Consider the following 26,000-nt stretch of genomic DNA (forward strand, 5'->3'; position numbering starts at 1 on the left):
AAAGTTTGTCTGAGTTCAACTTTTTTTTAGTATTATTGAGCTAACCAAAAACCATTTAAAACGCTATACAGAACCCTTTAATTAAACCAGAAATAAACCGATGATAAAAAAAATATTTTATGTTTTACTGACCTTTATTGCAGTGGCATGCACACACAAAATCGATAAAAAAGCGATAATCAAAAACATTTCAAATGACAAACTTACAGTTAAAAGAGTAGATGTAATTCAAGAATCTAATTATTATAACGTATTAACTGATGTTCAAAATTCGGTATCTTCTTCGAAAGAAGCGTGGAGGAATTCCCCAGAGCTTAATCAATTGCACCGATTAATAACAATTGATAAAGTAAGTAATGCCTTCATTGCAAAGCTTAAAGCGGGAAATTATTCGAATGAGTCAAAAGTCATTGCCTATCGATTTATAAAGATAGATAAATCTAAAAAATTTATAGGCTACGCCGTAATTTTATTTCAAGGCGAAAGACAAGTTACTTTATTCTATGAATTACATCCTTATCCCTATGATTACTATCCTTCTGGTGGGGTGAAACAGCTAATTAATAAAGGTCTTGTAAAAGAAATTAATCAAATTGAAGCTGAATACAATAAAAATTTACCTGCAAATAAAAAAAATTAATATCGGATAGTATAAAAAATTAAATTACCCGATATTTTTTGTATCTTTGTCGGATTATGTCGAAAATAGACTTAGGATATCGAACAGAATTTCAATCAACCTTTGAGCGATTGTACCAAAAAAAGCAAGATTTGCAAGCCAGCAGACCTTTGCCAAACATAGCTTTGAATAAAATCAGAGAAAGTTTATCAATAGAATGGACCTATAATTCGAATAGTATCGAGGGAAACACTTTGAGTTTAAGAGAAACGCAAATGGTACTTCAGGAAGGCATTACCATAAAAGGAAAATCACTACGAGAACATTTCGAGGCACACAATCACGACAAAGCCATTGATTATTTATTTTCGATAATCAACGATAATTATGTTTTGCGAAGTATTGATATTTTGTCATTGCACGGCTTAGTCTTGCGTTCTATTGAAGAAGATTTTGCAGGGCGAATTAGAAACGGTGGTGTTCGCATTTCAGGCGCTAATTTTGTTCCCCCAAACGCCAATAAAGTTTCCGATTTGTTGGATGAATTGATTGATTTTGTCAATACCAATCCTATGGAATTGAACGATATTGAATTGGCAACCATTTTTCATCATAAATTGGTTTGGATCCATCCTTTTTTTGACGGTAACGGAAGAACGGTTCGGTTGAGTATGAATTTATTATTGATGCGTTGTGGTTTTCCGCCCGCCATTATCCTCAAAAACGATCGAAAAAAATACTACGAAGCGCTCAATCAAGCCAATAATGGCAATTATCAAAAACTAATGCTTTTGATGTGTCAAGCCTTGGAACGCAGCCTTAATATTTATTTGAATGCGATGCCTGACAGCAATACTGATTTTCAAAAAATTTCGGATATTGTGAGTGAACCAAATAGTCCTTATGGTCAAGAATACATCAGTTTACTGGCGCGTACCGGCAAAATTGACGCCTACAAAGAAGGCCGAAATTGGTACACTACCAAAGAAGCCATTGAGGATTATATTGAAAACAGACAGAGAAAAAGAGTTTTTTAGTGTTCAGTTGGAAATCGACTGAACACTAACTACCGCATACCTGTCTGCCGACCGGCAGGCTGAACACTCTTTTACTTGCTTTTCTCACCCACAAAATAGTCGTTCGAGTTTTTGAACAAGACATTGAAAGTGGTCAAACTTCCATAAATTCGGGTGATGTACTGTTGCAAATCGATTTTATCCGCTTCCTCAAGAGTACTTGCATTAATTTTTTGTTCCATTACACGAATTCGATCACGAACCATCGTGATTTTATGAAAAAAAGTATCTATCGGAACTTCTTTGTTTTGCGTGTTTGTACCGGGCTCCAAAATTATTTTACCGCCTTTCCATTTGTCGGCAATGGGGACAATTTGGGAAACATCGCTCCATTTTTCTAGAATTTTTTTCAAAGATTTTTCGACATCATAAAAGCTAACGGAGTCCACTTCGCCTTCAACAGCTTCTATAATTTCAAAATCGCTGTCAATATCGATTGTTTCCAATCCGCTTTCGATAAAAGTAATCCAATAATGTTTGGAAGTTACATTAGTTACCACTCCAAGTCCAAAATCCTGGTGCTTGAGACGTGAGCCTATTCCTAAAATATTCATATTTATTTATTTTTAATGTTTACAAAATCTTTTCAATAAAATCCATTTTAATGAATTCCCAGTTTTTAGAAAGCAGACAATTGGGCTCAAAATCTAAATCGGCAGCTGTAAAATCGACAATCATTGGTCTAATTTTACTAAAATCATCATTGTATGGATAACGTTTTTGAAAATAAGAAATCATTTCATTAAAGGTTATTTTTTCTAAAAAATAATGCAAATCCCAAAAGTCTTTTTTCCTTCCTCCACGCAAAACAACATCGAGTTTCATAGCAATAATTTCCTCAAGAGATGCCATTCGAACTGTGTCCACAACCAATTCTTCAAAAACAAAATCATCGGTGTAGTATAAATCAATTTTTACGAAATCGTTTTTAGAATTGCCTACTTCGAAATAAGTTCCAAACGCAACAATATCAGTCGAACTTGTATTAAAATAGGTGTATTTGTTTTGAAGAAATTTTTTGACGCTCTTAAAATCAATCGAACGATATTCGGCATCTGTAAATAAATCGATATCAACCGACATCCTATGTCCAATTTGCAGGCTCAAAGCTGTTCCTCCAACGAGTCGAAAAGACGAAAAAATTTCTTCTCGCATCAAATCGAGCAGAATTTCTTGCAATAAAGGTGAAACCGTATTCCAATGCAAATTTTTCAAAATATGCTACAATTGATGTTTCAATAATTTGATTTTCTCTACAACTTCTTTCCCATAAAAACGGCTGATTTCCTCTTTCTCCTCTTCGGTTCCTCTTGAAAAAACACGCTTAACAACGGCTACTTTCATTTGTTCCCAATCTATTTTATCGAAAGTAGTATCCCAAAATAAACCTTTTCTTAATTTTGAAATATCGGGTGTCTGCTGATTTTTTTTCTTGGCTTGTTTTACATCATAGAAAACTTGTAGTGTCATCAAAAAACCTTCTTCTAAGCGCAGTTTTTCTTCTATTTTAAGTGATAATTCTACATTCATTCTGCGGTTGCCTTTTATAATTGCGCCCAATGTTTGAGGATGTTCGCCAATAGCCATAGCAAATTGCCTTTTGTTGATGTTGCGTTTCAACAATTCTCGCTCCAAGAATTTTCCGGGATGCACTCCCTTTATAATGTCTAGTGTAGTTTGCATATCACAAATGTAAACAATTTTGTTTACATAATATAGGAAATAAATTAATCTACATTCTTACCCGCTTTAATGAGCTATTATAGCAAATCGAATTCAATTGTTGTAACTTTGCTCTTTTGCCAAAATTTATGCTAGAAAACGATAACAACATTGAAGTATTGGGTGCGAGAGTGCACAATCTAAAAAATATAGACGTTAAAATTCCAAGAGAAAAACTCGTGGTCATAACCGGACTTTCGGGTTCGGGAAAATCATCTTTGGCTTTCGACACCATTTATGCCGAAGGGCAACGCCGTTACGTAGAAACTTTTTCGGCCTATGCCCGACAATTTCTAGGTGGCTTGGAACGTCCCGATGTCGATAAAATTGACGGACTATCCCCTGTTATCGCCATTGAACAGAAAACTACGAGTAAAAGTCCGCGCTCAACTGTTGGCACCATTACCGAAATTTATGATTTCCTACGTTTGTTGTATGCTCGTGCGGCTGATGCTTACAGTTACAACACGGGAGAAAAAATGGTTTCCTACGACGATGCGCAAATCAAAGAATTGATTACCCAAGATTTTGCCGGAAAACGAATCAATATTCTAGCCCCAATCATTCGCGCCCGAAAAGGTCATTATGCCGAATTATTCCAGCAAATTGCCAAACAAGGCTTTTTGAAAGTCCGTATTAATGGCGACATCAAAGACATTACCACTGGAATGAAACTCGACCGGTACAAAACCCACGACATCGAAATCGTGATTGATAGAATGGTGATTGAGGATACGCCTGACAACAAAAAACGCCTGACCGAAAGCATTAAAACCGCGATGTATCAAGGCGAAAATGTGTTGATGATTTTAGACCAAGATACCAATGAAATTCGGTTTTTTAGTCGGAATTTAATGTGTCCAACAACGGGTATTTCGTATCAAAATCCGGAACCTAATTTATTTTCCTTTAATTCCCCAAAAGGGGCTTGCGACCATTGCAAAGGCTTGGGAACGGTAAATGAAATCAATATCAAAAAGATAATTCCTAATCCTAAACTTTCCATAAACAAAGGTGGTTTTGCTCCTTTGGGCGAATATAAAAGCAGTTGGATGTTCAAGCAATTGGAAATCATTGGCGAGAAATTTGGTTTCAAATTGACCGACTCCATTTCGACGATTTCCGAAGAAGCAATGGAAATGATTTTGAATGGCGGCAAAGAAAAATTCTCTGTCGAATCGAAAGTTTTAGGCGTAACCAAAGAATATAAAATTGAGTTTGAAGGAATCGCACATTTCATCAAAAACCAATATGACGAAAGCGGATCTACTTCGATCAAACGCTGGGCAAAGGAATTTATGGACGAAGTGAATTGTCCTGTTTGCGATGGTTCCCGATTGAAAAAAGAAGCTTTGTTTTTCAAAATAAAAGACAAAAATTTATCGGAATTGTGTACTATGGATATTTCCGATGTGACCGCTTGGTTTCTGGATTTGGACAATCATTTATCCGACAAACAAAAAATCATCGCGACCGAAGTAATCAAAGAAATCAAGGATCGATTAAACTTTTTGATGAATGTTGGTTTGGATTATTTGGCTTTAAGCCGAAGTTCCAAATCGCTTTCGGGCGGCGAGGCACAGCGCATCCGATTGGCGACACAAATTGGCTCTCAATTGGTGGGTGTTTTGTATATTTTGGACGAGCCAAGCATTGGATTACACCAAAGAGACAATGCTAAATTGATTCATTCCTTAGAGCAATTGCGCGACATTGGCAACTCGGTAATCGTCGTGGAGCACGATAAAGATATGATTGAGCAGGCCGATTATGTGATCGATATTGGTCCAAAAGCGGGGAAATATGGTGGCGAAATTATTAGCATTGGAACTCCAGCAGAAACACTACAATCAAATACCATTACGGCTCAATATTTGAATGGTAAAATGAAATTAGAAATTCCAAAAAAACGCCGTGAAGGCAATGGGAATTTCCTGAAACTGACGGGTGCCACTGGAAATAACTTGAAAAATGTTGCGGTAGAATTGCCTTTGGGCAAAATGATTTGCGTAACTGGAGTTTCGGGCAGCGGAAAATCGACATTGATTAATGAAACCCTTTACCCGATTTTAAACGCTTATTATTTTAATGGTGTCAAAAAACCGAAACCGTACAAAAAAATTGAAGGTTTGGAACATATTGATAAAGTGATTGATATAGACCAAAGCCCTATTGGAAGAACGCCACGCTCAAATCCTGCGACCTATACTGAGGTTTTTACCGAAATTAGAAATCTGTTTACGATGACTTCCGAGAGTATGATTCGGGGTTACAAAGCAGGACGTTTTAGTTTTAATGTGAAAGGTGGACGTTGCGAAACCTGCGAAGGTTCTGGAGTTCGAACGATAGAAATGAACTTTTTGCCCGATGTTTATGTAGAATGTGAAAGCTGTCAAGGAAAGCGTTTCAACAGAGAAACTTTGGAGATTCGCTATAAAGGAAAATCCATTTCGGATGTGTTGAATATGACGATTGACGAAGCCGTTCCTTTCTTTGAAAACATTCCGAAGATTTATCGAAAAGTCAAAACCTTACAAGATGTTGGTTTGGGATATATTACATTGGGTCAACAAAGTACCACACTTTCGGGAGGCGAAGCACAGCGCATCAAACTAGCGGGAGAATTATCTAAAAAAGATACCGGAAATACGTTTTATATTCTCGATGAACCTACAACTGGATTGCATTTTGAAGATATTCGGGTGTTGATGGAAGTGATTAATAAATTGGTCGATAAAGGCAATACCATCTTAATTATCGAGCACAATATGGACGTAATCAAACTAGCCGATTACATCATCGACATTGGTCCTGAAGGTGGAAAAGGTGGTGGTGAAGTAGTTGCCAAAGGAACTCCGGAAGAAGTTACCAAAAACAAAAAAAGTTATACCGCTCAGTTTTTAAAGAAGGAGTTGGTTCAGTTTTAGCATCAAAAAAAGCATCATTATCTAACTATAATGATGCTTTTTTGATGATGAAATAGACTTTAGCGAAGTCTTTTTCTATAGTTTTTGTGTAAAGCAAAAAGTTACAAGGTTACGACATCTAGCGCATTACTATTGTTTTTTACCGATGATTTTTTATTGATTTCTGCAAAATTTAGTGGCAGAAATTCATTGAAACCGGCACTTTCGATTATTTGTTCTTCCTCTGCAATTATTTTTTCAATTGTTTTGCTTGGTTTTGTGACTAAAATTGGTTCAGGATATAGAAAACCAGAGTCATCAATTGATGTAATTTTCAATTGTTGGTTGACTGCTGCTGTTTTCAAAACGGCGATTGCATCGTAAGCATTAGACAATTCTGCATATTTCAGAGCAGTAAATCCTTGGCCATCTTTAATGTCACGATCGGCACCTTTTAGCAATAAGTATTCAATAATTTCTACTTTGTTATAGCGCGCAGCATACATCAGGGGGGTTAGTCCGTTTATTTTCTTATTCACTTTCGTGCCACTTTCTATAATTTGCTTCACTGTTTCTATTTCCCCTTTGCTAATGGCAACGGCTAAAATAGATGGAGTTTCGGAAAATACATTTAGTTTTTTTTGATTTCCACTAACGGTAGTATTGGAAGCAACGGAAATAGTAGAAAATGCAAATAAGGTAATTCCTAAATAAATGATAAAATTTTTCATTGTAATTAGATTTAAATTGTTAATTATTGTTGTTTTTGTTTTTAAGATTGTTTGTGAGTAAATTAGGTTTAAGAACGGTCTGCATCTGATTGACTTAATTTGCTTGCCTTATTATTAAAATATCAATAAAAATGATTAATTTTAAATATATCATAAAACAGACAGTCAATATTGCCATTTATTTATCAAATGTACAATTTATAAAGACGATATTCCAAGAAAAATAGGAAATATTTCTTCTTAAAATCAATTTTTATTCATTACGCATTCGATTGCTTATTTTTAGAAAGTAATCATTCTATAGCGGTGTATCTAATTGAATTAAATAATGTGTTTATGTTAATTAGTGGTGTTTTTAGTAAAAAATGTTTTTATAAAACCTGATTTACTAATAATTCAATAATAAAATGAATTTTTTTTGGAAATGAAGTTAATTATTGTTGGTCAAGTATTAAAATTGGAATAGTGCTACGGTCAAATTTATTAAATACAATACCCTCAAAACACCAAAGTATTGCCTAGAAATCAGTTTTAGTCATCCTCAGTAGAAATCTTTTGGCGACATTATAAAAATTATAAAAAGTATTGCTTCGCATTTTTTCAAAAAAGAATTACTTTAGCACTGAAGTCTAAATTGAAGCTTTCTTGAGGAGGATCAAGTCAGTTTTTAGACGGTAGATCAGATGACAATTGTAAAAGTTTAAAAATAAAGATTATGAAATTAGAAGATTTTGGTAACGATGAAGAAAAAGCCATTCAGGATAAACTGAAAAGAAAAACTTGGAATGAGATTCGTACCAATGACAGTTGGGGAATTTTCAAAATTATGTCTGAGTTTGTCAATGGTTATGAATCGATGGCTCGGATTGGACCTTGTGTGACCATATTTGGTTCAGCTAGAACTAAACCCAATAATCAATATTATCTTTTGGCTGAAAAAATTGCGTACAAAATCAGCAAAGCTGGCTATGGCATCATAACAGGTGGCGGTCCTGGCATTATGGAAGCGGGAAATAAAGGAGCGCACTACGGCGGAGGCACTTCGGTGGGCTTGAATATCGAATTGCCGTTTGAACAACATTTTAACCCCTTTATTGATAGTGATAAAAACCTGAATTTCGATTATTTTTTTGTTCGAAAAGTGATGTTTGTCAAATATTCACAGGGGTTTGTGGTTATGCCTGGTGGATTTGGAACCTTGGACGAAATGTTTGAAGCCTTGACTTTAATTCAAACCAAAAAAATTGGTAAATTTCCGATTATTTTAGTGGGAAGTGCTTTTTGGTCCGGATTGATCGATTGGATTAAGACGGTTTTACTGGAACAAGAACATACCATTAATCCTGAAGACCTAGACTTGTTTAAAATTGTCGATACGGAAGATGAAGTCCTAGATGTTCTGGATAAATTTTACAAAAAATACGATTTATCTCCTAACTTCTAAACCGTTTTCTATAAATAAGTTCACAACTAGATGGTCTACCTTTGAAATCAATTCCAAAATACCTCTTACTACTTTTAGTTTTCTTTGGCTCAACGAAACAGTATGGGCAACATCATTCTCTAATTGATGTAGAAGTCAATATAGACCATAAAACGCTGACCGTACTTCAGGAGATTGAATATTTTAATCAATCTGAGGACAGCTTGACTTCGATTGTTTTGAATGATTGGAACAATGCCTACTCAACGAAAACTTCACCTTTGGGAAAGCGTTTTTCGGACGAATTTTACAGAGGATTTCATTTGGCCGCCGATAAAGAGCGGGGGAGCACTCAAATAAAAAACATCACTAACAATGCTGCTGTTCCTCTTTCTTGGGAAAGAACTGAAAGAAATCCGGATTTGATTGTTGTGAAATTAAAGCAAAAGCTGGCTCCAAATGAAAAAATAGTATTGCATTTGGATTACATTGTAAAAGTTCCTAGCGATAAATTCACCAATTATGGCTACTCCGAGCGGGGTGGAATGTACCTAAAAAACTGGTTTCTAGCCGCTGCGCGCTATGAGAATCATTCCTTTATAAGGTACAACAATTTAAATTTAGACGATATTACCAATGCCGTTTCAAATTTTGATGTTTTAGTGCGAATCCCAAAAAACATCCAATTAACAAGCGATTTAAACGAAATCTCTACTACGCAGACTGACCGTTTTACCATTCACAAACTCCAAGGAAATACCAGAACTGACTTCAGTGTTTTTGTCGAGCCCGATACTAGTTTTCGTAGTTTCAAAAATAATACGGTGGAAGTTTTGACCAATTTAAGAGGCTATAAAGCGGACGAAATTCAGAAAGCGATTGCTATCGACCGCATCGTCACCTTTACCAGTGACTTAATCGGAAAACCTCATACCGAAAAAATCACCGTGGCGCAAGCCGATTATGACCGTAATCCGTTTTATGGATTGAACCAGATGCCGACTTTTTTGGTTCCTTTTCCGGATGATTTTCTTTTTGAAATTAAATTTTTGAAAACCTATTTGAATAATTATTTAAAAAATAATTTGAAGTTAGACCCGAGAAAAGACAATTGGATTTATGATGGGATTCAGGTTTATACCATGATGCGCTACATCGAGGAATATTATCCAGATTGCAAAATGACGGGTCGTATTTCGGATTTTAAATTATTCAAAGGCTTTCATCTTTTAAATTTAGAATTCAATGAGCAATACAGCTATTTTTATTTGCTAATGGCTCGAAAAAATTTGGATCAACCACTAGGAAACTCTAAAAACACTTTGATTAAATTCAACGAACAGATAGCAAGTAAATATAGGGCGGGTTTGAGTTTAATTTATTTGGATAACTATTTGGGGAATAACTCAGTTTCTACTAGTATTCGTCAATTTAATGCGCTGAATGCCGAAAAAATGGGTGCCCAAAATGATTTTGAAACCCTTTTGAAATCGAATACAAAAAAAGACATTGATTGGTTTTTTAAAACGATTATCAACTCCAGAGAAATTATTGATTATAAATTTGCCAATGTTTCGAAAACGACTGACAGCATTTCATTTTCTTTGAAAAATAAAACTAAAATTGCGGTACCCATTTCGGTTTATGGCTTGAAAAATGACAGCATCGTCTTCAAGAAATGGATAGAACCCAAATTGAACGACAGTATTTATACCTTGGAGCGAAAACAGGCAAACAAAATTGTTATCAATTATAAAAATGAAGTTCCGGAATTTAATTTGCGAAATAATTGGAAGAAATTAGAAGGCTTTTACCCTAATAATCGCCCGGTGAAATTTGCTTTTATTAAAGATTTAGAAGATCCTTACTACAACCAAATTATTTATGCGCCGATTTTAACCTACAATGTTTATGATGGCCTTTCGCCAGGAGTACGATTTCATAATAGAGCCATTTTAAATCGTCCTTTTGTCTATGATATCAATCCGACCTATTCGATAAAATCCGAATCATTGACCGGTTCCGCCATTTTTATGATTAACAAGGATTATAGAAATAGTACGTTCTTTAATGTCCGATATTCCGTTAGTGCTAATTATTTTCATTATGCGCCAGATGCCAGTTATTTGAAAATAAATCCAATGGTTTTAATGCAAATCCGAAGCGAAGATTATCGAGATAACCGCAAGCAATTTTTGCTGATGCGCCAAGTCATTATCAATCGCGAAAAAAGTGATATTGTTATTGATAGTTCGCTGCAAGATTATTCAGTTTTCGATTTAAAATACATCAACACCAGAACTGAATTGACGAATCATATTAGCTTCGTTGGGGACGTTCAGTTTTCGGGTGAATTTGGTAAAATTTCAACTGAAATACAATATCGAAAATTGTTCGAGGACAACCGCCAACTCAATCTGCGGATGTATGCAGGAGCATTTACATATAACAAAAGCAATTCGGATTTTTATAGTTTTGCTTTAGACCGACCCACCGATTACCTTTTTGATTATGCTTATTTGGGCAGATCCTCGGAGACGGGACTCGTCAGTCAAGAATTTATATTAGCTGAAGGCGGTTTCAAATCAAAACTTGAACCGGCCTACGGCAATCAATGGATAACAACACTCAACGGGAGTTATTCGATTTGGAATTGGATCGAAGCCTATGGAGATATTGGTTTTGTTAAGAACAGCAATCAAAAGGAAAAATTTCTATTTGACACGGGTATCCGATTCAATCTCTTGACAGATTACTTCGAATTATTTTTTCCGATATATTCCAGCAAGGGATGGGAAATTTCACAACCTCATTATAACGAAAAAATAAGATTTGTCATCACTCTCAATCCAGATAAATTCATTCAACTCTTTACAAGAAAATGGTTTTAGCTGAAAATCACTGTCTAAAGTCTGCTGACTAATTGCAGTATTAATAAAGAAATCGATTTAAAAATATACATTTTACAACAAAAATTAAAAAATCATAATTTAATTTATAAAAAATTTAATTCTATTTCTTATAATGTATTATGAAAATAGTTCCTTTTTGAGTAAGTTTGCACCAAAGTTATACTTCGTGTATTATGATAAAAGAAAAAAACAATTCAGCCTTAACTTTTGAAGACTTCAAAACGGAAGTTTTAAAAGACTACAAAATTGCTATAACCAGCAGAGAATGTAGCCTATTGGGTCGGAAAGAAGTGCTCACCGGAAAAGCTAAATTTGGCATTTTTGGCGACGGAAAAGAAGTCCCACAATTAGCTATGGCTAAATTTTTCAAAGATGGTGATTTTCGTTCAGGCTATTATCGTGATCAAACTTTTATGATGGCCATCGGCGAATTGACTATGCAACAGTTCTTTGCGGGACTGTATGGTCATACCGATATTGCTCAAGAACCGATGTCAGCAGGAAGGCAAATGGGCGGTCATTTTGTGACCCATAGTTTAAATGAAGATGGAAGTTGGAAAGATTTGACCAAACAAAAGAATTCCAGCGCCGATATTTCTCCTACCGCCTCGCAAATGCCTAGAATGTTAGGGCTTGCGCAAGCATCAAACATCTACCGAAGTATTCCAGAACTAGCGGATCGATCTAATTTTTCTGTTGGAGGAAACGAGATTTCATGGGGAACCATTGGAAATGCTAGTACTTCTGAAGGCTTATTTTTTGAAACAATAAATGCTGCTGGCGTTCTTCAAGTTCCCATCGTTTTGAGTGTTTGGGATGATGAATATGGTATTTCGGTTCACGCCAAATACCAAACCACCAAAGAAAACATTTCTGAAATCCTGAAAGGATATCAAAGAGATGAAAACAGTAAAGGGTTCGAAATACTGAAAGTAAAAGGTTGGGACTACCCTAGTTTGATTGAAACCTATGAAAATGCGGCTGATTTGGCTCGGGAACAACACGTTCCGGTTTTAATTCACGTAAGCCAATTAACCCAACCGCAAGGCCATTCCAGTTCGGGTTCTCACGAACGCTATAAAGATGCCAACAGATTGCAATGGGAACGAGATTTTGATTGTATCAGGCAAATGAAATTATGGATGATTGCGATCAATATTGCTTCACCCGAGGAAATTGAAGCGATTGACGCCGAAACGAAAAAGGAAGTTCTTGAAGCTAAAAATCAAGCTTGGAGCGCCTTCATTAATCCTATTATTGAGGAGCAAAAAGACCTCATTCAAGTATTAGAAAAAATCGCAGCTTCGAGCAAAAATCAAGAAGCAATTCTAAAGCTTAAAACCAATTTAGCTCAAATAAAATCTCCTTTGAAAAAGGAAGTTATCAGTACGGCACGAAAAGCGTTGCGATTGATGATTAACGAGAATGGACATCAAGAACTGTCGTCGTGGATACTAAATTATATCCAACTTAACCAACCGAAGTTTAGCAATAAACTATTTTCTGAATCCAATTTGAATGTGTTTTCAGTGACAGAAGTATTGCCTGAATATGAAAACAATGCCAAGGAAGATACCGATGGGCGAATGATTTTGCGTGATAATTTCAATGTCCTTTTTACAAAATACCCTGAAGTATTGATTTTTGGAGAAGACGCTGGAAGCATTGGCGATGTAAACCAAGGATTAGTTGGATTACAAGAAAAATTTGGCGAGACCCGTGTTGCCGATGTTGGCATTCGCGAAGCATCCATAATTGGGCAAGGAATTGGAATGGCATTGCGAGGCCTGCGCCCCATCGCCGAAATTCAATATTTAGATTATTTACTCTACGGAGTCCAAATTTTGAGTGACGATTTGGCAACCTTGCAATATCGCACCGTTGGAAAGCAAAAAGCGCCCTTAATTATTAGAACTCGCGGACACCGATTGGAAGGAATATGGCATTCAGGTTCACCGATGGGAATGTTAATCAATGCGCTTCGTGGAATTCATATCTTGGTACCTAGAAATATGACCAAAGCGGCTGGTTTTTACAACTCATTGCTAGAATGCGACGAACCTGCGCTTGTCATCGAATGCCTCAATGGCTATCGACTAAAAGAAAAAATGCCTTTGAACTATGGCGAATTCAAAACTCCAATTGGCGAAGTTGAAACTATAAAAGTAGGAACTGATATCACCTTAGTTTCGTACGGTTCGACCCTACGCTTGGTAGAATCAGCAGCGAAAGAGCTGATGGAAGTGGGTATCAATTGCGAAATTATAGACGTTCAATCTTTGCTCCCATTCGATGTTCAACACGATATTGTAAAAAGTATTGCCAAAACAAATCGACTATTAATAATCGACGAAGACGTTCCCGGCGGAGCAACGGCTTACATTTTGCAAGAAATTATCGAAAACCAAAATGGGTACAACTATTTAGACAGCAAACCACAAACCCTTACAGCCAAAGCGCATAGACCAGCTTATGGAACGGATGGTGACTATTTTTCGAAGCCTTCGATTGAAGATATTTTCGAAAAAGTGTATGGGATGATGAATGAGTCAAATCCGACGAAATACCCTAATTTGTATTAGGGAAAAGTTTTCAAAAAATTAAAAGATATTGAAATTTCTGCCTTTTATCATTCCGTAGGAATCTCGACTCACGAGCTTTGGGATTCCTGCAGAATGACAAACGAGGATACTTAGGTGCTGTGATTACTTCTTTTGTTGGCAGTCAACCAGAGGAAAAATTCTGAAATTCATCAACTTTTCGGTATCGCTCGCCTATCAAAAGTCGCTAATCAACAAGTTGCAATTTGAATTCTATATATTACTTCATCAATTTCATTTTCTTCATATACTTATTGATAACCTGATTGATTTCGATAGAAATTACAAATTTGTAATTAAGATAAACATAAACCAGGGTCAATAGAATCGATTTCAACACAATTGAAATTATCGGATTGAAAGGAAAATCCCAAACGTAAAAAGCCACAAAAATGACCAAGGTCAAGGCCAATGAATGCAGCGTTTGCTTGGTAAATGGATATAGATCTAATTTTTTTACCACAAAAAGTAATTTGGCTAAACTATATAACGTAATCGACAATAAGGTAGCAAAAGCAGAACCCATAATGCCATAAATGGGTATGAAAATCATATTCAAACCGATGGTTAAAATCACCAAAAGGACTCCTAAAAACAGTACCATTCGATAATATTTCGTATTAAAAATAATGGCATTGTTATTTCCCAAAATCAAGTCGAAATATTTTGACAATCCTATCATAAACACAACTGGAATACCGCTGAGATACAGTAATTTTTCGTCCTCCGTTTTAAGTCCATTAAGGATAAGTTCGTATAATTTATTGATATTTACAAAAATACCTAACATTACATAACCGCCCACCATTTGCAAATTGATAGAGGTTTTCTTATATAAGGTATTCATTTCATCATGTTTATTCTCGTGCATTAACTTTGCTGTAATAGGATAAACGATTTGATGCATCGAACGACTTGGAACCGAGATGACCAAAGCAATATACGTAGGTATCGCATAGTAAGCAATATTTTCGATTTTCATATATTGATTTAAAATCATTTTATCGCCATCCAAAAGCAGATTAGCTACACTTCCGGATAAGATAATGTAGAAGGTATAGGTCAAAATATCCTTAGTGTTTTCTGGTATTTCAAACTGAAATTTAGGTTTTTGAATACTAAAAGCATAAAACATTGTTATTACTAAAGCCAAAAAATAAACAACAGCTGTGGCATAGACAAAGCCTTCGACAGTTATCCAATTGTAATATACTCCGATTAACAAAAATAGGGAAGCCGATCGTAGGCCTACTTCTTTGATAAAATTGCCAAAAACAGAATGCATGTGTACGCGCAGCCAAGCATAAAAAATTTCGAAATAGGCCATACATAATCCGATAAACGGAATAAGCCAAATGAATTTTTTTACTATTAAATTCTTTTTAGATAAAAACAACAAAATTTCGTCAAAAAAGTAAAACCCTATCATCAACACGGGGATGATAGCCAAAAAAGGAAACAAGACCGTGAAAGATAAAAACCGAGATCTTTCCTCATTAGTTTTGTATTGCGAATAGAATTTGACTAAGGTGTTTTGCATCCCAATGGCAAAAATGGGCATAATAACATTGGCACTCGAAAGAATATAATTCGATAAAGCATAATAGGTGGCGCCAAGAAAAACAGGATACAAATAAATGGTGTTGATACCACCAATCGCAAAACCGATGTAGGTGATTATGGTGTTTTTAAAGGACTGATTTAATACTATTCCCATTAATAAGGTAAAAAATTAGAGGTTAGAGGTTAGAAGTTGCACCAGTTTTTTGGTCAAACTTTTTCGGGAATACTGTTGCAAACCAACAGCATTCGATTGTAGTCTTCCTTCCAAATATTGATTATAATAGCCCAAAAGTACACTTTTTAGTTTCATTTTCTCGGAATAATCAAAAAATACGCCCGTGTTGGTAGTGGTAATAATTTCGGCAAAGTCGGAACCCTTTGGACCAATGGCCACTATAGGCCTGCCCGAAACCATATATTCGAACAATTTTCCGGGGATAATACTTTTGGTATCTTCGGAATTGATTTCGATAAGCAATAAAACTTGTGACTTCCTTTGATGCGCAATCGCTTCGGAATGCGAAACATATCCCAAATTATTCAAATACGGATTCAAATCGAATTGAGAAATGGTTTCTAAAACTTCCTGACTTACTGCTCCAATCAATTTAATCTCCAAATGGGTTTTAAAATCTGGAACTTCATGGATTAATTCGACCAAACCTTCCCAAAGCAATTTCGGATTTCTTTCGGAAAGGAAAGAACCAATGTGTGCCAAAGTAAATTTTGTATCTAATGTTTGTTTGGCAACATTTTCGGTATCATAACCGTTGGTAATCACTTCGATTGGCTTGGTGGTAATGGCTTGAAACTCGGTTTTGGTAGTATTGCTGGTGACGATAATGGTATCGGCAGAATTCAGTACTTTATATTCTAATGATTTGTGTTTTTTGGCTGCATAATTCGACAACCGCAAGGATTTGTGGTAGCCAATTGTGGTCCACGGATCACGAAAATCAGCAAACCATTTTAGATTCAATTTCTGTTTCAATTCCAATCCAATAAGATGCAAACTGTGCGGCGGTCCCGAAGTGACAATCGTGTCAATCTCATTCTCTTTGATGTAATTTTCTAAAAATTCCACCGAAGGTTTTACCCAAAAAACACGGGCATCAGGAATAAACAAGTTGCCGCGAATCCAAAGAAAAGCTTTATCTAAAAAGGATTGTTTTTTCTGGTTTGGAATAATTCCAGAACTGATTTTCTTGGTTTTATTTTTCGAAAGAAACGAAGCCAATTGATAGGGTTCAAAAATCTTATGTTTAAGAATAATCACTTTGTTGGAAACCTCGTGTATCAAATTCTCGTCAACAATAGGATAGGTTGGATTCTCCGGAATAAAAACAATCGGCTGAACGCCAAAATCAGGTAAATATTTGACAAATTTCAACCAACGTTGCACACCTGGTCCACCAGCTGGAGGCCAATAATAAGTAATGATAAGAAGTTTTAGCCCCCTAGCCCCCGAAGGGGGAATCTCTAAATTGTCCACAAGATTTGATTTCATCTTTGACGATCTTTGTTAATTTTTTCAAGCTCTTCAATATCTAATAAATCTTTCGGGCGATTTGCTGATTTTTTGGCAATGATTAAATTTTCATAATCTATAAAATAAACAGGTACTTCTTGTAAAATTACAATTGTTGCATTTTGAAATAGATCTTTAAAATTTTCATTCTCTAATCCTTTAACTGAAGTCATCACATCCAATCTTAAATCATAAGAAATGGTGAAATCTGTAAATCCTGCAACAAATTGCATAGTTTCAATTTGAGGAAAATCACCAATTCCAATCGAAGCAAAAGCCAAACGTAGATTTTTTCTATTTTCGATAGTATCTTCTATAAGAATATCAATATCCCCTGTATTTCGGGTATAACCATAGATATTTACGGCCAAACCACCAATGGTTAAATAACGAACATTCATTTCGTTGAATACTTTCCAAATATTAAAAATTTCTTGAAGCATTATTTTTTCTGAATAATTCTAGGGGCATTTTTCAAGGCATAAGAAAGTTCAACCAACGACATAAAACGTTCTATCCTTTCAGAATACAACTTTTGTAAATCAGAAGTTTTGGTAATCACTTCTTTTTGAGATATGTTTTTTATTTTGTTTTGTGATTCCATATTCAAATATACAATTTTAGAAAGTCATTTAGTCTATTCTCTTTACTCTTGTATCTTTTTTCTTCGCTCAAAATAAATTCCTCCAATAAATAGTAACAACATTCCAATCGAACTAACTAGCGCAATGGTACTGCCCGTTTTTACCACTTGCGGCTCAAATTTGAATTCAATAGTGTGTTTTCCAGCGGGAATTTGTAATGCTCGCAAAGCATAATTTGCTCTTAAAATCCCTATTTCTTTCCCATCGATAGTAGCTTTCCAACCGTTTTTATAATACATTTCTGAAAAAACAGCTAAACCTTCATTGGTATTATTCGAAGTATATTTGAGATGATTTGGTTTGTACGATTCTAAAGTTATTGCTGCCAAGCTATCTTTGGCGAAAGCCTTATTATTAATTTCAAATTCCTTACTATTTATAACTGCCACATTTTTAGTATCTAATTTATCTAAAGCTTTCATTTCTTCGTCAGCAGTTTGAACAAATTTTATATTTTTCACAAACCACGCATTTCCATTAGCATTTGGGTTTTGAACTGGAAACGCAGCATTAGTTGAATCGGTCTGAATAACATATTTGACATTCAGCATATTCAAAATTTCAATATTGTTTTTGGAAATTTGATAATTAAATAATTGCTCCATCCTTCTAGGATTCACAGCACTATAGCCACCAATAGATTTATGAAAATAAGGAGTTCTGCCCGTTAGATGCCCTGCAATATCAAAAACACGGAAATTACTGGTGTCTTGCAAAATGGTAAAATCGGCAGGTGTTTCTACAAAAGGCACTTCGACTTCTCTGCTACTGACAAAATCTTTACTGTCAACATATTTTTTATCCACAAAAAACAAATCCGAAACCATCAAGAATCCTACTAAAATTATCGCAGTATTTTGTGCTAATCTGTTTTTTATAAACAACCATAAAACACCAGCCGAAATTAGTATAAAGAAACCTGAACGCAGCAAGTCTGCGGAATAAAGTGTCATCCTGTCCGATTTGAGCGCTTCAATAAATTGTGGACCATAATTCTCTAAATAATAGCTATCATTAGCTCCAGAAAAATCGAAAAAACCTTTGCATAAAAATAAAAGTAAAACTATTCCAAGACTCACAGCTCCTGATTGCCACAAAGCTTTCCATCTAAATTCTTTTTCTAATTTGAAAAAAGAATGCAATCCCATAATAGCCAGAACGGGAATACACAATTCAAGAATCACTTGAATAGACGAAACTGCTCTAAATTTATCATAAACTGGCACAAAATCAATGAAAAAATCAGTCAAAAGCGGAAAGTTTTTCCCCCAAGAAAGTAGTAAAGAGGCTACTGATCCACCTAAAAAAGCGTATTTTATCTTTCGTTTATCTGTAAATAAAGCCAAAACAGCTAGAAAAAAAACTACTGCACCAATATATGCTGGCGCAGAAACACCTGGCTGATCTCCCCAATATGTGGGCATTCCGCTTGAAACATACTCTGCGGCTTGAGCCTCTGGTACTTTTTCGCTAAGCAAAAACTCATAGGTTTTGCTATCAGTTCCAAGTGGTTCATTACCAGAACCTCCAAAAAGCCTTGGCGCAATAAGATTAAAACTTTCGGCAATACCATAACTATAAGCCGTGATATAATCATAGTTCATAGCCGATGTGGTTTCATTTTTTGATCCATCAGCATTGAACGTTAATTCACTTTTGCTCCGCATACTAAAATCAGCATATTCAGCTGTTGCCAAAAGACTAGTAGCATTAGCTCCGATACCAAAAATTCCGGCAACAATGAATGTTCCTGTAGCTAATAAAAGTGATTTGAAATCTTTTTCTTTGATCAATTTGTACAGAAAATAACCCGAAAGTATTAATACCAAAATCAACAAATAATAGGTCATTTGAAAGTGGTTGGCATTGATTTCTAATGCAACTGCGAACATAGTCAATAGTCCACCCCAAATGTATTTCTTTTGAAAAACCATAATAATACCCGCGATAACTAGAGGCATATAACCAATGGCATGGGCTTTGGCATTATGCCCCACGCCAAGAATAATGATTAAATAAGTAGAAAACCCAAAGGCTAGCGCACCGAAAAAAGCTTTGAGCGGATCTACTTTCAAAACCAAAAGCAATCCGTAAAAACTAAGAAAATACAAGAATAAATAATCGGCTGGACGAGGTAAAAATCGAATGGCATCATCTAACATTCCAACATAATCATGCGGATATTTGGCTCCCAATTGATAGGTTGGCATCCCTCCAAAAGCGGAGTTGGTCCAATACGGCTCCTGATGATCTGAAGCTCTAAAATCATTTTGCTCTTTTGCCATTCCGGTAAATTGAACAATGTCCGATTGAGAAATTTGTTTTCCTTGCAATACAGGATAAAAATAAATGAGAGAAATTAATACAAATCCAAGTAGGACAAGAGCGTGCGGATAGAACTTTTGAAGTTGCTTCATGTAATCGGTTGGAGTTTATGGTTTATGGTTTTGTGTTCCAGGGCTTAATCGATTTCTTCGTAATCAACATATTCCCCCACTTTTTTGGTTTCGCGAGTTTTCTTGGCATTGGCTGTATCGATTATGATTTCGTCGTTATTAGACGTTTTTTGCCAAGAATTTCCCTGAGCCTGTTGGTATTGTTTTTGGAAATTTTCGCCCGCTTTTTCCACTACTTTTTTGACTACAATGGGAAAAAACAAACGCACCAAAAACCGAAAGATATAATAAAAAGCTATAATGTAAAATAATGTTCTAATAAATCCTGAAAAAGAAGCCTCTTGCATAATCAAAAATTTTTCAGCAAAATTAACAATTCCATCGTTCAAAATTAAAATATCATTCTTAAATAAATAATAAAATAATGTACATTTGAAATGCGTTATCCCTTTCAAACCAAATATAATGATATGTACAAAATCAAAAGCTTACTATTTGCAGCAATTTTCATCCTTCCTTTACTCCATTATGGCCAACACACGGACCAAATCAATTCGAATAGACCTGGCGAAACCATGTCGGCATACTCAGTTGGGAAATCGGTGATTCAAGTTGAATCTGGAATTTACGGCATCCAAGAAAATCACAGTATTCTAAATTATGATGCCAGCGGTTTCGGAATCGATTTGACGTTGCGATATGGTATGTTTTTAGAACGATTGGAATTCATTGCCGATGTACAATACCAATACGAATTCTTTAACCCTGCCATTGCATTTCCTGAGAAATCAGCGTTCAAACAAACCATTTTGGGAGCGAAATATCTGATTTATGATCCTTTCAAAAACTACGAAAAAAACGTCAATGTCTATAGCTGGAAAGCCAATCACGCCTTCAATTGGCATCAATTTATCCCTGCCGTTTCGGTCTTTGCCGGAGCCAATTTTTTCCTAGCAGACAATCCGTATTATTTTTCTCCAGATGCAGCCATTTCTCCCAAAGTTGCCTTGATTACCCAAAATCATTTTGGTGATGGCAGTTGGGTTTTTGTGACCAATATTATTGCCGATTACATTGGGACTGATTATCCAAGTTATGGTTACGGGATTACGCTGACCAAAGGGTTCAGCCGAAAATGGTCGGGTTTTGTCGAAAATCAAGGCTATAAGAGTGATTTTTATAGTGATACCATAGTTCGTGGCGGAGCTGCTTATCTGATTCACGATGATTTGCAAGTTGATGCTTCGATAAGCACTAGTTTGAAAGACACTCCCTCGATACTTTATGGTGGAATTGGATTTTCTTGGCGTTATGATGCGGGTTACAAAGAAGTACGAATGAAAGTAGATACGGGAGATTCGGATAAAAAGGCCCAAAGAAGAGCGAAGAAAACTAAAAAAGGATAATTTTACAACCCCAATAAAACTATAATGATTACCATAAAAGAAGCTATTACCAAAAAGGAAATGACTGAATTTGTCAAATTTCCTTTCTCCTTATACAAAAACAATAAATACTGGGTTCCGCCTATCATCGCCGATGAATTGGCATCCTTCGACAAAACCAAAAATCCTGCATTCGAAAGTGCCGAAGCTTATTTTTATTTGGCTTATCAAAACAATGAAATCGTGGGACGAATTGCCGCCATTATCAATTGGGGCGAAGTCAACAACCAACACAAAAAGAAAGTGCGTTTCGGTTGGTTCGATGTAATTGACGACATCGAAGTGACCAAAGCTTTACTCGAAAAAGCGTATGAATTAGGAAGAAAAAACAATTTGGATCACATAGAAGGGCCAATGGGTTTCTCCAACTTAGACAAAGTAGGAGTTCTTACCGAAGGTTTCGACGAAATGGGCACCATGATTACTTGGTACAATCATCCGTATTTTGCGGCCCATTTAGAACAACTCGGATTTGTAAAAGAGAAAGAATACATCGAAAGTATTTTTCCGTTTTCGAATGTAAAACCTGAATTCTTTTTGAAAGCACAAGCACTCATCAAAAAGCGATACGAACTGACGAGTTTGAATTTTACCAAAACCAAAGACATTATGCCGTATGTGGACAAAATGTTTGATTTGTTTAATAGTTCTTATGCTAATTTATCATCGTTTGTGGCCATAACCGACGTTCAAAAAGACTATTTCAAGAAGAAATACATCAGTTTTATCAATCCGGAATACATCAAATTTGTAATGGATAAAAACAATGATATTGTCGCTTTCAGTATCGTAATGCCTAGTTTTTCAGAAGCATTGCAGAAAGCTCAAGGCAAACTATTTCCTTTTGGATTTTATCATTTGCTCAAAGCCAGAAAAGACAGTAAAGACGTTGTTTTTTATCTAATTGGAGTTCATCCTGAATATCAAAGTAAAGGCGTTACGGCCATTATTTTTGATGAATATTTCAAAACCTTCAGTGAAAAAGGAATCGTCAATTGCATCCGAACTCCTGAATTGGAAGAGAATCACGCCATTCATAATCTATGGAAAAACTTCGATCCGCGAATTCATTGTAGAAGGAAGACGTTTATGAAGAAGCTTTAAAAAAATTGCAAAAAAAATACAACCACTATTTTGAAAAAAATCAACCACCAATTATTCCATTTATTCCTTTGTTTTTTTGTCTTTATTATAGTAACTTCAAGCGCAATAGGGCAAGCCAAAGACAACAACAAGAATTTTAATGCAGGTCTTGCGGCGTACGAAGCCAATAACTTACCCCAAGCCTATCAAAAATTCTTATTGGGAGCCAAAGAAGGACACCTGAACTCTCAGTACAATCTAGCATTGATGTATGAAAATGGAATAGGCGTAAAAAAAAATGAAAAAGAAGCCTTGGCTTGGTATACAAAAGCATCTACAGCGGGAAGTTCTGCAGCCCAATACAACTTAGGAGTTCTTTATGAAAATGGTAAAGGAGCACCCGTTAACTTTGCAAAAGCCAATTATTGGTATCGTAAAGCTGCGGTACAAAATGATGGCTTGGCTATTGGTAATTTGGGAATGCTTTATATTCGTGGCGATGGCGTAAAAGTGAACAAAACTGCTGGAGTAGCACTACTTTTACTTTCCATTCAAATTGACCCATCACCAGAGAATACTGCCAAACAAAATATTACGAAAACAAGCGGACTGACAAAAAATATGATAACAGATGCCCAAGCACTTTCAGATAAAATGTTCAACGCAGGAAAAAATAAGCTAGTTCCACTAGATCAGTTTTTGAAGAAATAAAAAAACCAATACCAAAAAGTCTACAAAAAAGTTAAACTACAGGCTATTATTTAGTACTTAAGATCAGCTAAGATGAAAGTAGAGATGATTACAGCTTACAAACGGACTCGCCAGATTGGATTTAAAAAAATTAGGTTGGGTATAACTGCAAAAAAAATCTTTCAAATCAACGAAAGGTTTTTCTGTTTCTAGTCAAACTGATTACTAATTCCGATAGCTATCGGAAAGGAACACTGCTAAATTTATTAAAGTAGCCAATGCTTGAAATCATAAAAATTTTGTGGCGAAACACCGTGACCAATTGGGTATTCTTTGTAGGTTGAATTGATGCCTAAATTCTCCAAAAAAGGTTTTGCCTTTCGGCCCCATTCCACAGGAATTACTTGGTCTACCGTTCCGTGAGAAGTGAATATTTTAAGATTCGAAAAGGAGTTTTTCAGATGATTTTCTTCTAAGATCTCTGGATTAATATATCCACTCATTGCCACAACTCTTTGCACTTTTTCGGGATGCGAAAGTGCCACGGCATAACTCAAAATAGCTCCTTGGCTAAAGCCAATTAAAGTCACATTTTTAGCATCAATTGGATAATTTGCTTCTAATTCATCAATGAATTTAGCAATTAAATCTCTCGAAGTTTTAGCTTGCTCATTATCAGAAAATTTGTTTTCATCGGCATCAAAGTTGATGGCATACCAAGCATAACTTCCGTATTGAATATCGTAGGGAGCGCGCGCCGAAACAATATAATACTCGCCTGGAAGTTCCGCGGCGAATGAAAATAAATCTTGTTCGTTGCTTCCGTAACCGTGAATTAGGAGTAAAAGCGGATTTTTGTCCAGTTTTATTTTGGGTTCTTTTACGAGATATTCGAGTGATAATTTCATATTTTATTCGATATTTTTAAATATTTTTTGGAATTGTTCTCCCAATAAAGGAATCAGTTTCATCTGACCTTGTAATGCTCCAAGAAACCCATAAACCCATAGAATAAAATAAAAAACATAAAAAGCAGAAGATATCATCCAACTATCAAAATAGCCTATAAAGTATCCGATTAAAAAAAACGAAATAAATATGCCCAATGCCTGACGAATATGAAAAGCAGCAAACGTATTTTTCTTGTCTTGGTTCATAAAAATAGCGGCAATCGCACCAATAATGGTAATGTAACTCACAATTGCAACGTTTTTTCCCTCTTCGATGTTGTTGTTTTCCATTTTTGTTTAACCACAAAGTTCACAAAGCTTTTACACGAAGTTCACAAAGTGTTTCTTTATATAAGTTTAATAATAGTGTTCTTTGTGCCTTCTTTGTGCACTTTGTGTTTGAATTTTATCCTAAAACTAATTTTCCTTGATTGAATATTCCATATACTTTCCCTTTTAGTTCTGTTCCAAGAAAAGCCGAGTTTTTAGATTTGGATAAAATATTTTCGTTTGTAAAAATGCTTTTTCCTTCAGGATTGAACAAACTAAAGTTAGCGATTTTTCCTTTGGAAATGGTTTGTTTTTCGACGCCAAAAGTAGTTTTTCCAGAAGTCAATTTTTCAATTACTTTTTCCAAAGGCAGAACGGTTGATAAGGCTCCAAAAGCACTTTCCAAACCGATTGTTCCGTTTTTGGCCAAATCAAATTCCATTTTTTTGTGTTCAATGTCAATCGGATTATGGTCGGTTGTAATGATGTCAATCGTATTGTCTAAAATTCCGGCAAGCAAGGCTTGTCTATCAGTTTCTGTTCGCAACGGAGGAGAAACTTTGCATCGGGTATCGAAATTTTCCAGTTTTTCATCGGTTAAAACCAAATGATGCACGGCAACGCTGCAAGTCACTTTTAATCCTTTGGCTTTGGCTTCTTTGATTAATTGTACCGATTTTGCAGTAGAAATGGTTGGAATATGTAGTTTTCCGCCCGTATATTCGAGTAAAAACAAGTTTCTGGCAATTTGCAATTCTTCCGCTAAATCTGGAATTCCTTTCAATCCCAATCTTGTTGAAACAATGCCTTCATTGGCAACACCATTGCCTTTGATGTTCGAATCTTGGGCAAAAGCAATAACCAATCCGTCAAAATCCTGAACATATTGCAAAGCTATTTTTAGCAAATTGGCATTTTCTAAACTCTTGTTGTAATCGCCAAAAGCTATAGCGCCCGCATTTTTCATATCGAACAATTCCGCCATATCTTTTCCTTCGCTTTCTTTGGTCAAAGCACCAATTGGGAAAAGTTCCGTTGCAAAACCATTGGCTTTGCTTTTTACAAAATTTACTTGCGATTGATTGTCGATAATCGGGTAGGAGTTGGGTTGCAAAGCAATAGCCGTGAAGCCACTTTTTGCGGCAACATTCAAACCGTTTGCAATGGTTTCGCGGTCTTCAAAACCAGGTTCGCCAAGCGAAACACTGCTGTCAAACCAACCTTGTGAAACGTGCAAATTGTCGAGCTTTACTTCCTCGGCATTAACTGTGTTGGGAAGCGAAGTTCCCATTTTTTTGATGCTGCCATCAACAATTAAAATATCAACGGTTTGGTTGTGAAAAGGACTTTCGGAATCGATAATTTTGGCTTCCCGGATGATTGTGTTCATAATATTTATTTATTTGAAACCTGAGATGTAATTCACGTTCTGTTTTTAAACG

At 35.6% G+C, this 26,000-nt stretch carries 22 protein-coding genes; 9 read left to right on the forward strand and 13 right to left on the reverse strand.

All coding sequences use genetic code 11. The annotated features are described in order from the left end of the window. Nucleotides 1–100 precede the first annotated feature (100 nt). Both E1750_RS16025 and E1750_RS16030 read left to right on the forward strand, forming a co-directional pair. On the forward strand, nt 101–640 hold the full coding sequence (locus E1750_RS16025) for a hypothetical protein (protein ID WP_133277740.1): 540 nt from the start codon (nt 101–103) through the stop codon (nt 638–640). A gap of 56 nt (nt 641–696) precedes the next feature. Further along, a complete protein-coding gene (locus tag E1750_RS16030; RefSeq protein ID WP_133277741.1) occupies nt 697–1,656 on the forward strand; it encodes a Fic family protein in 960 nt (319 codons plus the stop codon). Nucleotides 1,657–1,727: 71 nt separating this feature from the next. Here E1750_RS16030 and E1750_RS16035 read toward each other — a convergent pair whose 3' ends face one another. Genes E1750_RS16035 through E1750_RS16045 form a run of 3 tightly spaced genes read right to left on the reverse strand, consistent with a single transcriptional unit; the run spans nt 1,728 to nt 3,378 of the window. Next, a complete protein-coding gene (locus E1750_RS16035) occupies nt 1,728–2,249 on the reverse strand; it encodes a hypothetical protein (RefSeq protein WP_133277742.1) in 522 nt (173 codons plus the stop codon). 19 nt (nt 2,250–2,268) lie between these two features. After that, a complete protein-coding gene (locus E1750_RS16040; protein WP_227873910.1) occupies nt 2,269–2,910 on the reverse strand; it encodes a nucleotidyl transferase AbiEii/AbiGii toxin family protein in 642 nt (213 codons plus the stop codon). Nucleotides 2,911–2,916: 6 nt separating this feature from the next. Continuing rightward, nucleotides 2,917–3,378: a helix-turn-helix transcriptional regulator gene (locus tag E1750_RS16045; RefSeq protein WP_133277743.1), complete on the reverse strand. Its 462-nt coding sequence runs from the start codon at nt 3,376–3,378 to the stop codon at nt 2,917–2,919. A 128-nt stretch (nt 3,379–3,506) separates the two neighbouring features. Here E1750_RS16045 and uvrA point away from each other — a divergent pair, with 128 nt between their 5' ends. Beyond that, complete coding sequence (uvrA, locus tag E1750_RS16050; RefSeq protein WP_133277744.1) at nt 3,507–6,344, forward strand: excinuclease ABC subunit UvrA; 2,838 nt, start codon at nt 3,507–3,509, stop codon at nt 6,342–6,344. Between the two features lie 101 nt (nt 6,345–6,445). Here the strand turns inward: uvrA and E1750_RS16055 are convergent, their stop codons facing one another. Continuing rightward, complete coding sequence (locus E1750_RS16055; protein ID WP_133277745.1) at nt 6,446–7,054, reverse strand: ankyrin repeat domain-containing protein; 609 nt, start codon at nt 7,052–7,054, stop codon at nt 6,446–6,448. A gap of 715 nt (nt 7,055–7,769) precedes the next feature. On the opposite strand from E1750_RS16055, the gene E1750_RS16060 reads away from it, so the two are divergent. From E1750_RS16060 to E1750_RS16070, 3 genes are all read left to right on the forward strand, one after another. Continuing rightward, complete coding sequence (locus E1750_RS16060; protein ID WP_133277746.1) at nt 7,770–8,498, forward strand: LOG family protein; 729 nt, start codon at nt 7,770–7,772, stop codon at nt 8,496–8,498. 41 nt (nt 8,499–8,539) lie between these two features. Next, nucleotides 8,540–11,368: a gluzincin family metallopeptidase gene (locus tag E1750_RS16065; protein WP_317126129.1), complete on the forward strand. Its 2,829-nt coding sequence runs from the start codon at nt 8,540–8,542 to the stop codon at nt 11,366–11,368. A gap of 194 nt (nt 11,369–11,562) precedes the next feature. Further along, the gene (locus tag E1750_RS16070) at nt 11,563–13,971 is read left to right on the forward strand and encodes an alpha-ketoacid dehydrogenase subunit alpha/beta (protein ID WP_133277747.1); all 2,409 of its coding nucleotides are present in this window, start codon (nt 11,563–11,565) and stop codon (nt 13,969–13,971) included. Nucleotides 13,972–14,209: 238 nt separating this feature from the next. Here E1750_RS16070 and E1750_RS16075 read toward each other — a convergent pair whose 3' ends face one another. From E1750_RS16075 to E1750_RS16095, 6 genes are read right to left on the reverse strand one after another with little or no spacing between them, the layout of a single operon-like run. Further along, nucleotides 14,210–15,706 (reverse strand): lipopolysaccharide biosynthesis protein, encoded by a 1,497-nt coding sequence (locus tag E1750_RS16075; RefSeq protein ID WP_133277748.1) that lies wholly within the window; start codon nt 15,704–15,706, stop codon nt 14,210–14,212. 15 nt (nt 15,707–15,721) lie between these two features. Beyond that, a complete protein-coding gene (locus E1750_RS16080; protein ID WP_133277749.1) occupies nt 15,722–17,059 on the reverse strand; it encodes a glycosyltransferase family 4 protein in 1,338 nt (445 codons plus the stop codon). After that, a complete protein-coding gene (locus tag E1750_RS16085; protein WP_133277750.1) occupies nt 17,056–17,523 on the reverse strand; it encodes a DUF6036 family nucleotidyltransferase in 468 nt (155 codons plus the stop codon). The genes E1750_RS16080 and E1750_RS16085 overlap by 4 nt, the downstream gene beginning before the upstream one ends. Further along, nucleotides 17,523–17,684 (reverse strand): hypothetical protein, encoded by a 162-nt coding sequence (locus E1750_RS17805; RefSeq protein WP_165698067.1) that lies wholly within the window; start codon nt 17,682–17,684, stop codon nt 17,523–17,525. The genes E1750_RS16085 and E1750_RS17805 overlap by 1 nt, the downstream gene beginning before the upstream one ends. 42 nt (nt 17,685–17,726) lie before the next feature. Further along, entirely contained in the window at nt 17,727–20,141 is a 2,415-nt protein-coding gene (locus E1750_RS16090; RefSeq protein ID WP_133277751.1) for a YfhO family protein, read from the reverse strand. A gap of 44 nt (nt 20,142–20,185) precedes the next feature. Continuing rightward, nucleotides 20,186–20,467, reverse strand: coding sequence for a DUF4834 family protein (locus E1750_RS16095; RefSeq protein ID WP_133278172.1), 282 nt, complete (start codon nt 20,465–20,467; stop codon nt 20,186–20,188). A 123-nt stretch (nt 20,468–20,590) separates the two neighbouring features. Here E1750_RS16095 and E1750_RS16100 point away from each other — a divergent pair, with 123 nt between their 5' ends. The 3 genes from E1750_RS16100 to E1750_RS16110 are packed head-to-tail and all read left to right on the forward strand — an operon-like array spanning nt 20,591 to nt 23,359. Further along, nucleotides 20,591–21,526: a transporter gene (locus E1750_RS16100; protein ID WP_133277752.1), complete on the forward strand. Its 936-nt coding sequence runs from the start codon at nt 20,591–20,593 to the stop codon at nt 21,524–21,526. 24 nt (nt 21,527–21,550) lie between these two features. Then, complete coding sequence (locus E1750_RS16105; RefSeq protein WP_133277753.1) at nt 21,551–22,669, forward strand: GTP cyclohydrolase; 1,119 nt, start codon at nt 21,551–21,553, stop codon at nt 22,667–22,669. Between the two features lie 30 nt (nt 22,670–22,699). Further along, on the forward strand, nt 22,700–23,359 hold the full coding sequence (locus tag E1750_RS16110) for a tetratricopeptide repeat protein (protein ID WP_133277754.1): 660 nt from the start codon (nt 22,700–22,702) through the stop codon (nt 23,357–23,359). A gap of 245 nt (nt 23,360–23,604) precedes the next feature. Here the strand turns inward: E1750_RS16110 and E1750_RS16115 are convergent, their stop codons facing one another. From E1750_RS16115 to E1750_RS16125, 3 genes are all read right to left on the reverse strand, one after another. Further along, on the reverse strand, nt 23,605–24,246 hold the full coding sequence (locus E1750_RS16115) for an alpha/beta hydrolase (RefSeq protein ID WP_133277755.1): 642 nt from the start codon (nt 24,244–24,246) through the stop codon (nt 23,605–23,607). 3 nt (nt 24,247–24,249) lie between these two features. Beyond that, nucleotides 24,250–24,579 (reverse strand): hypothetical protein, encoded by a 330-nt coding sequence (locus E1750_RS16120; RefSeq protein ID WP_133277756.1) that lies wholly within the window; start codon nt 24,577–24,579, stop codon nt 24,250–24,252. 115 nt (nt 24,580–24,694) lie between these two features. Then, on the reverse strand, nt 24,695–25,948 hold the full coding sequence (locus E1750_RS16125; protein ID WP_133277757.1) for a dihydroorotase: 1,254 nt from the start codon (nt 25,946–25,948) through the stop codon (nt 24,695–24,697). Between the last annotated feature and the right edge of the window lie 52 nt (nt 25,949–26,000).

It is taken from the genome of Flavobacterium nackdongense (assembly GCF_004355225.1).
Classification (GTDB): domain Bacteria; phylum Bacteroidota; class Bacteroidia; order Flavobacteriales; family Flavobacteriaceae; genus Flavobacterium; species Flavobacterium nackdongense.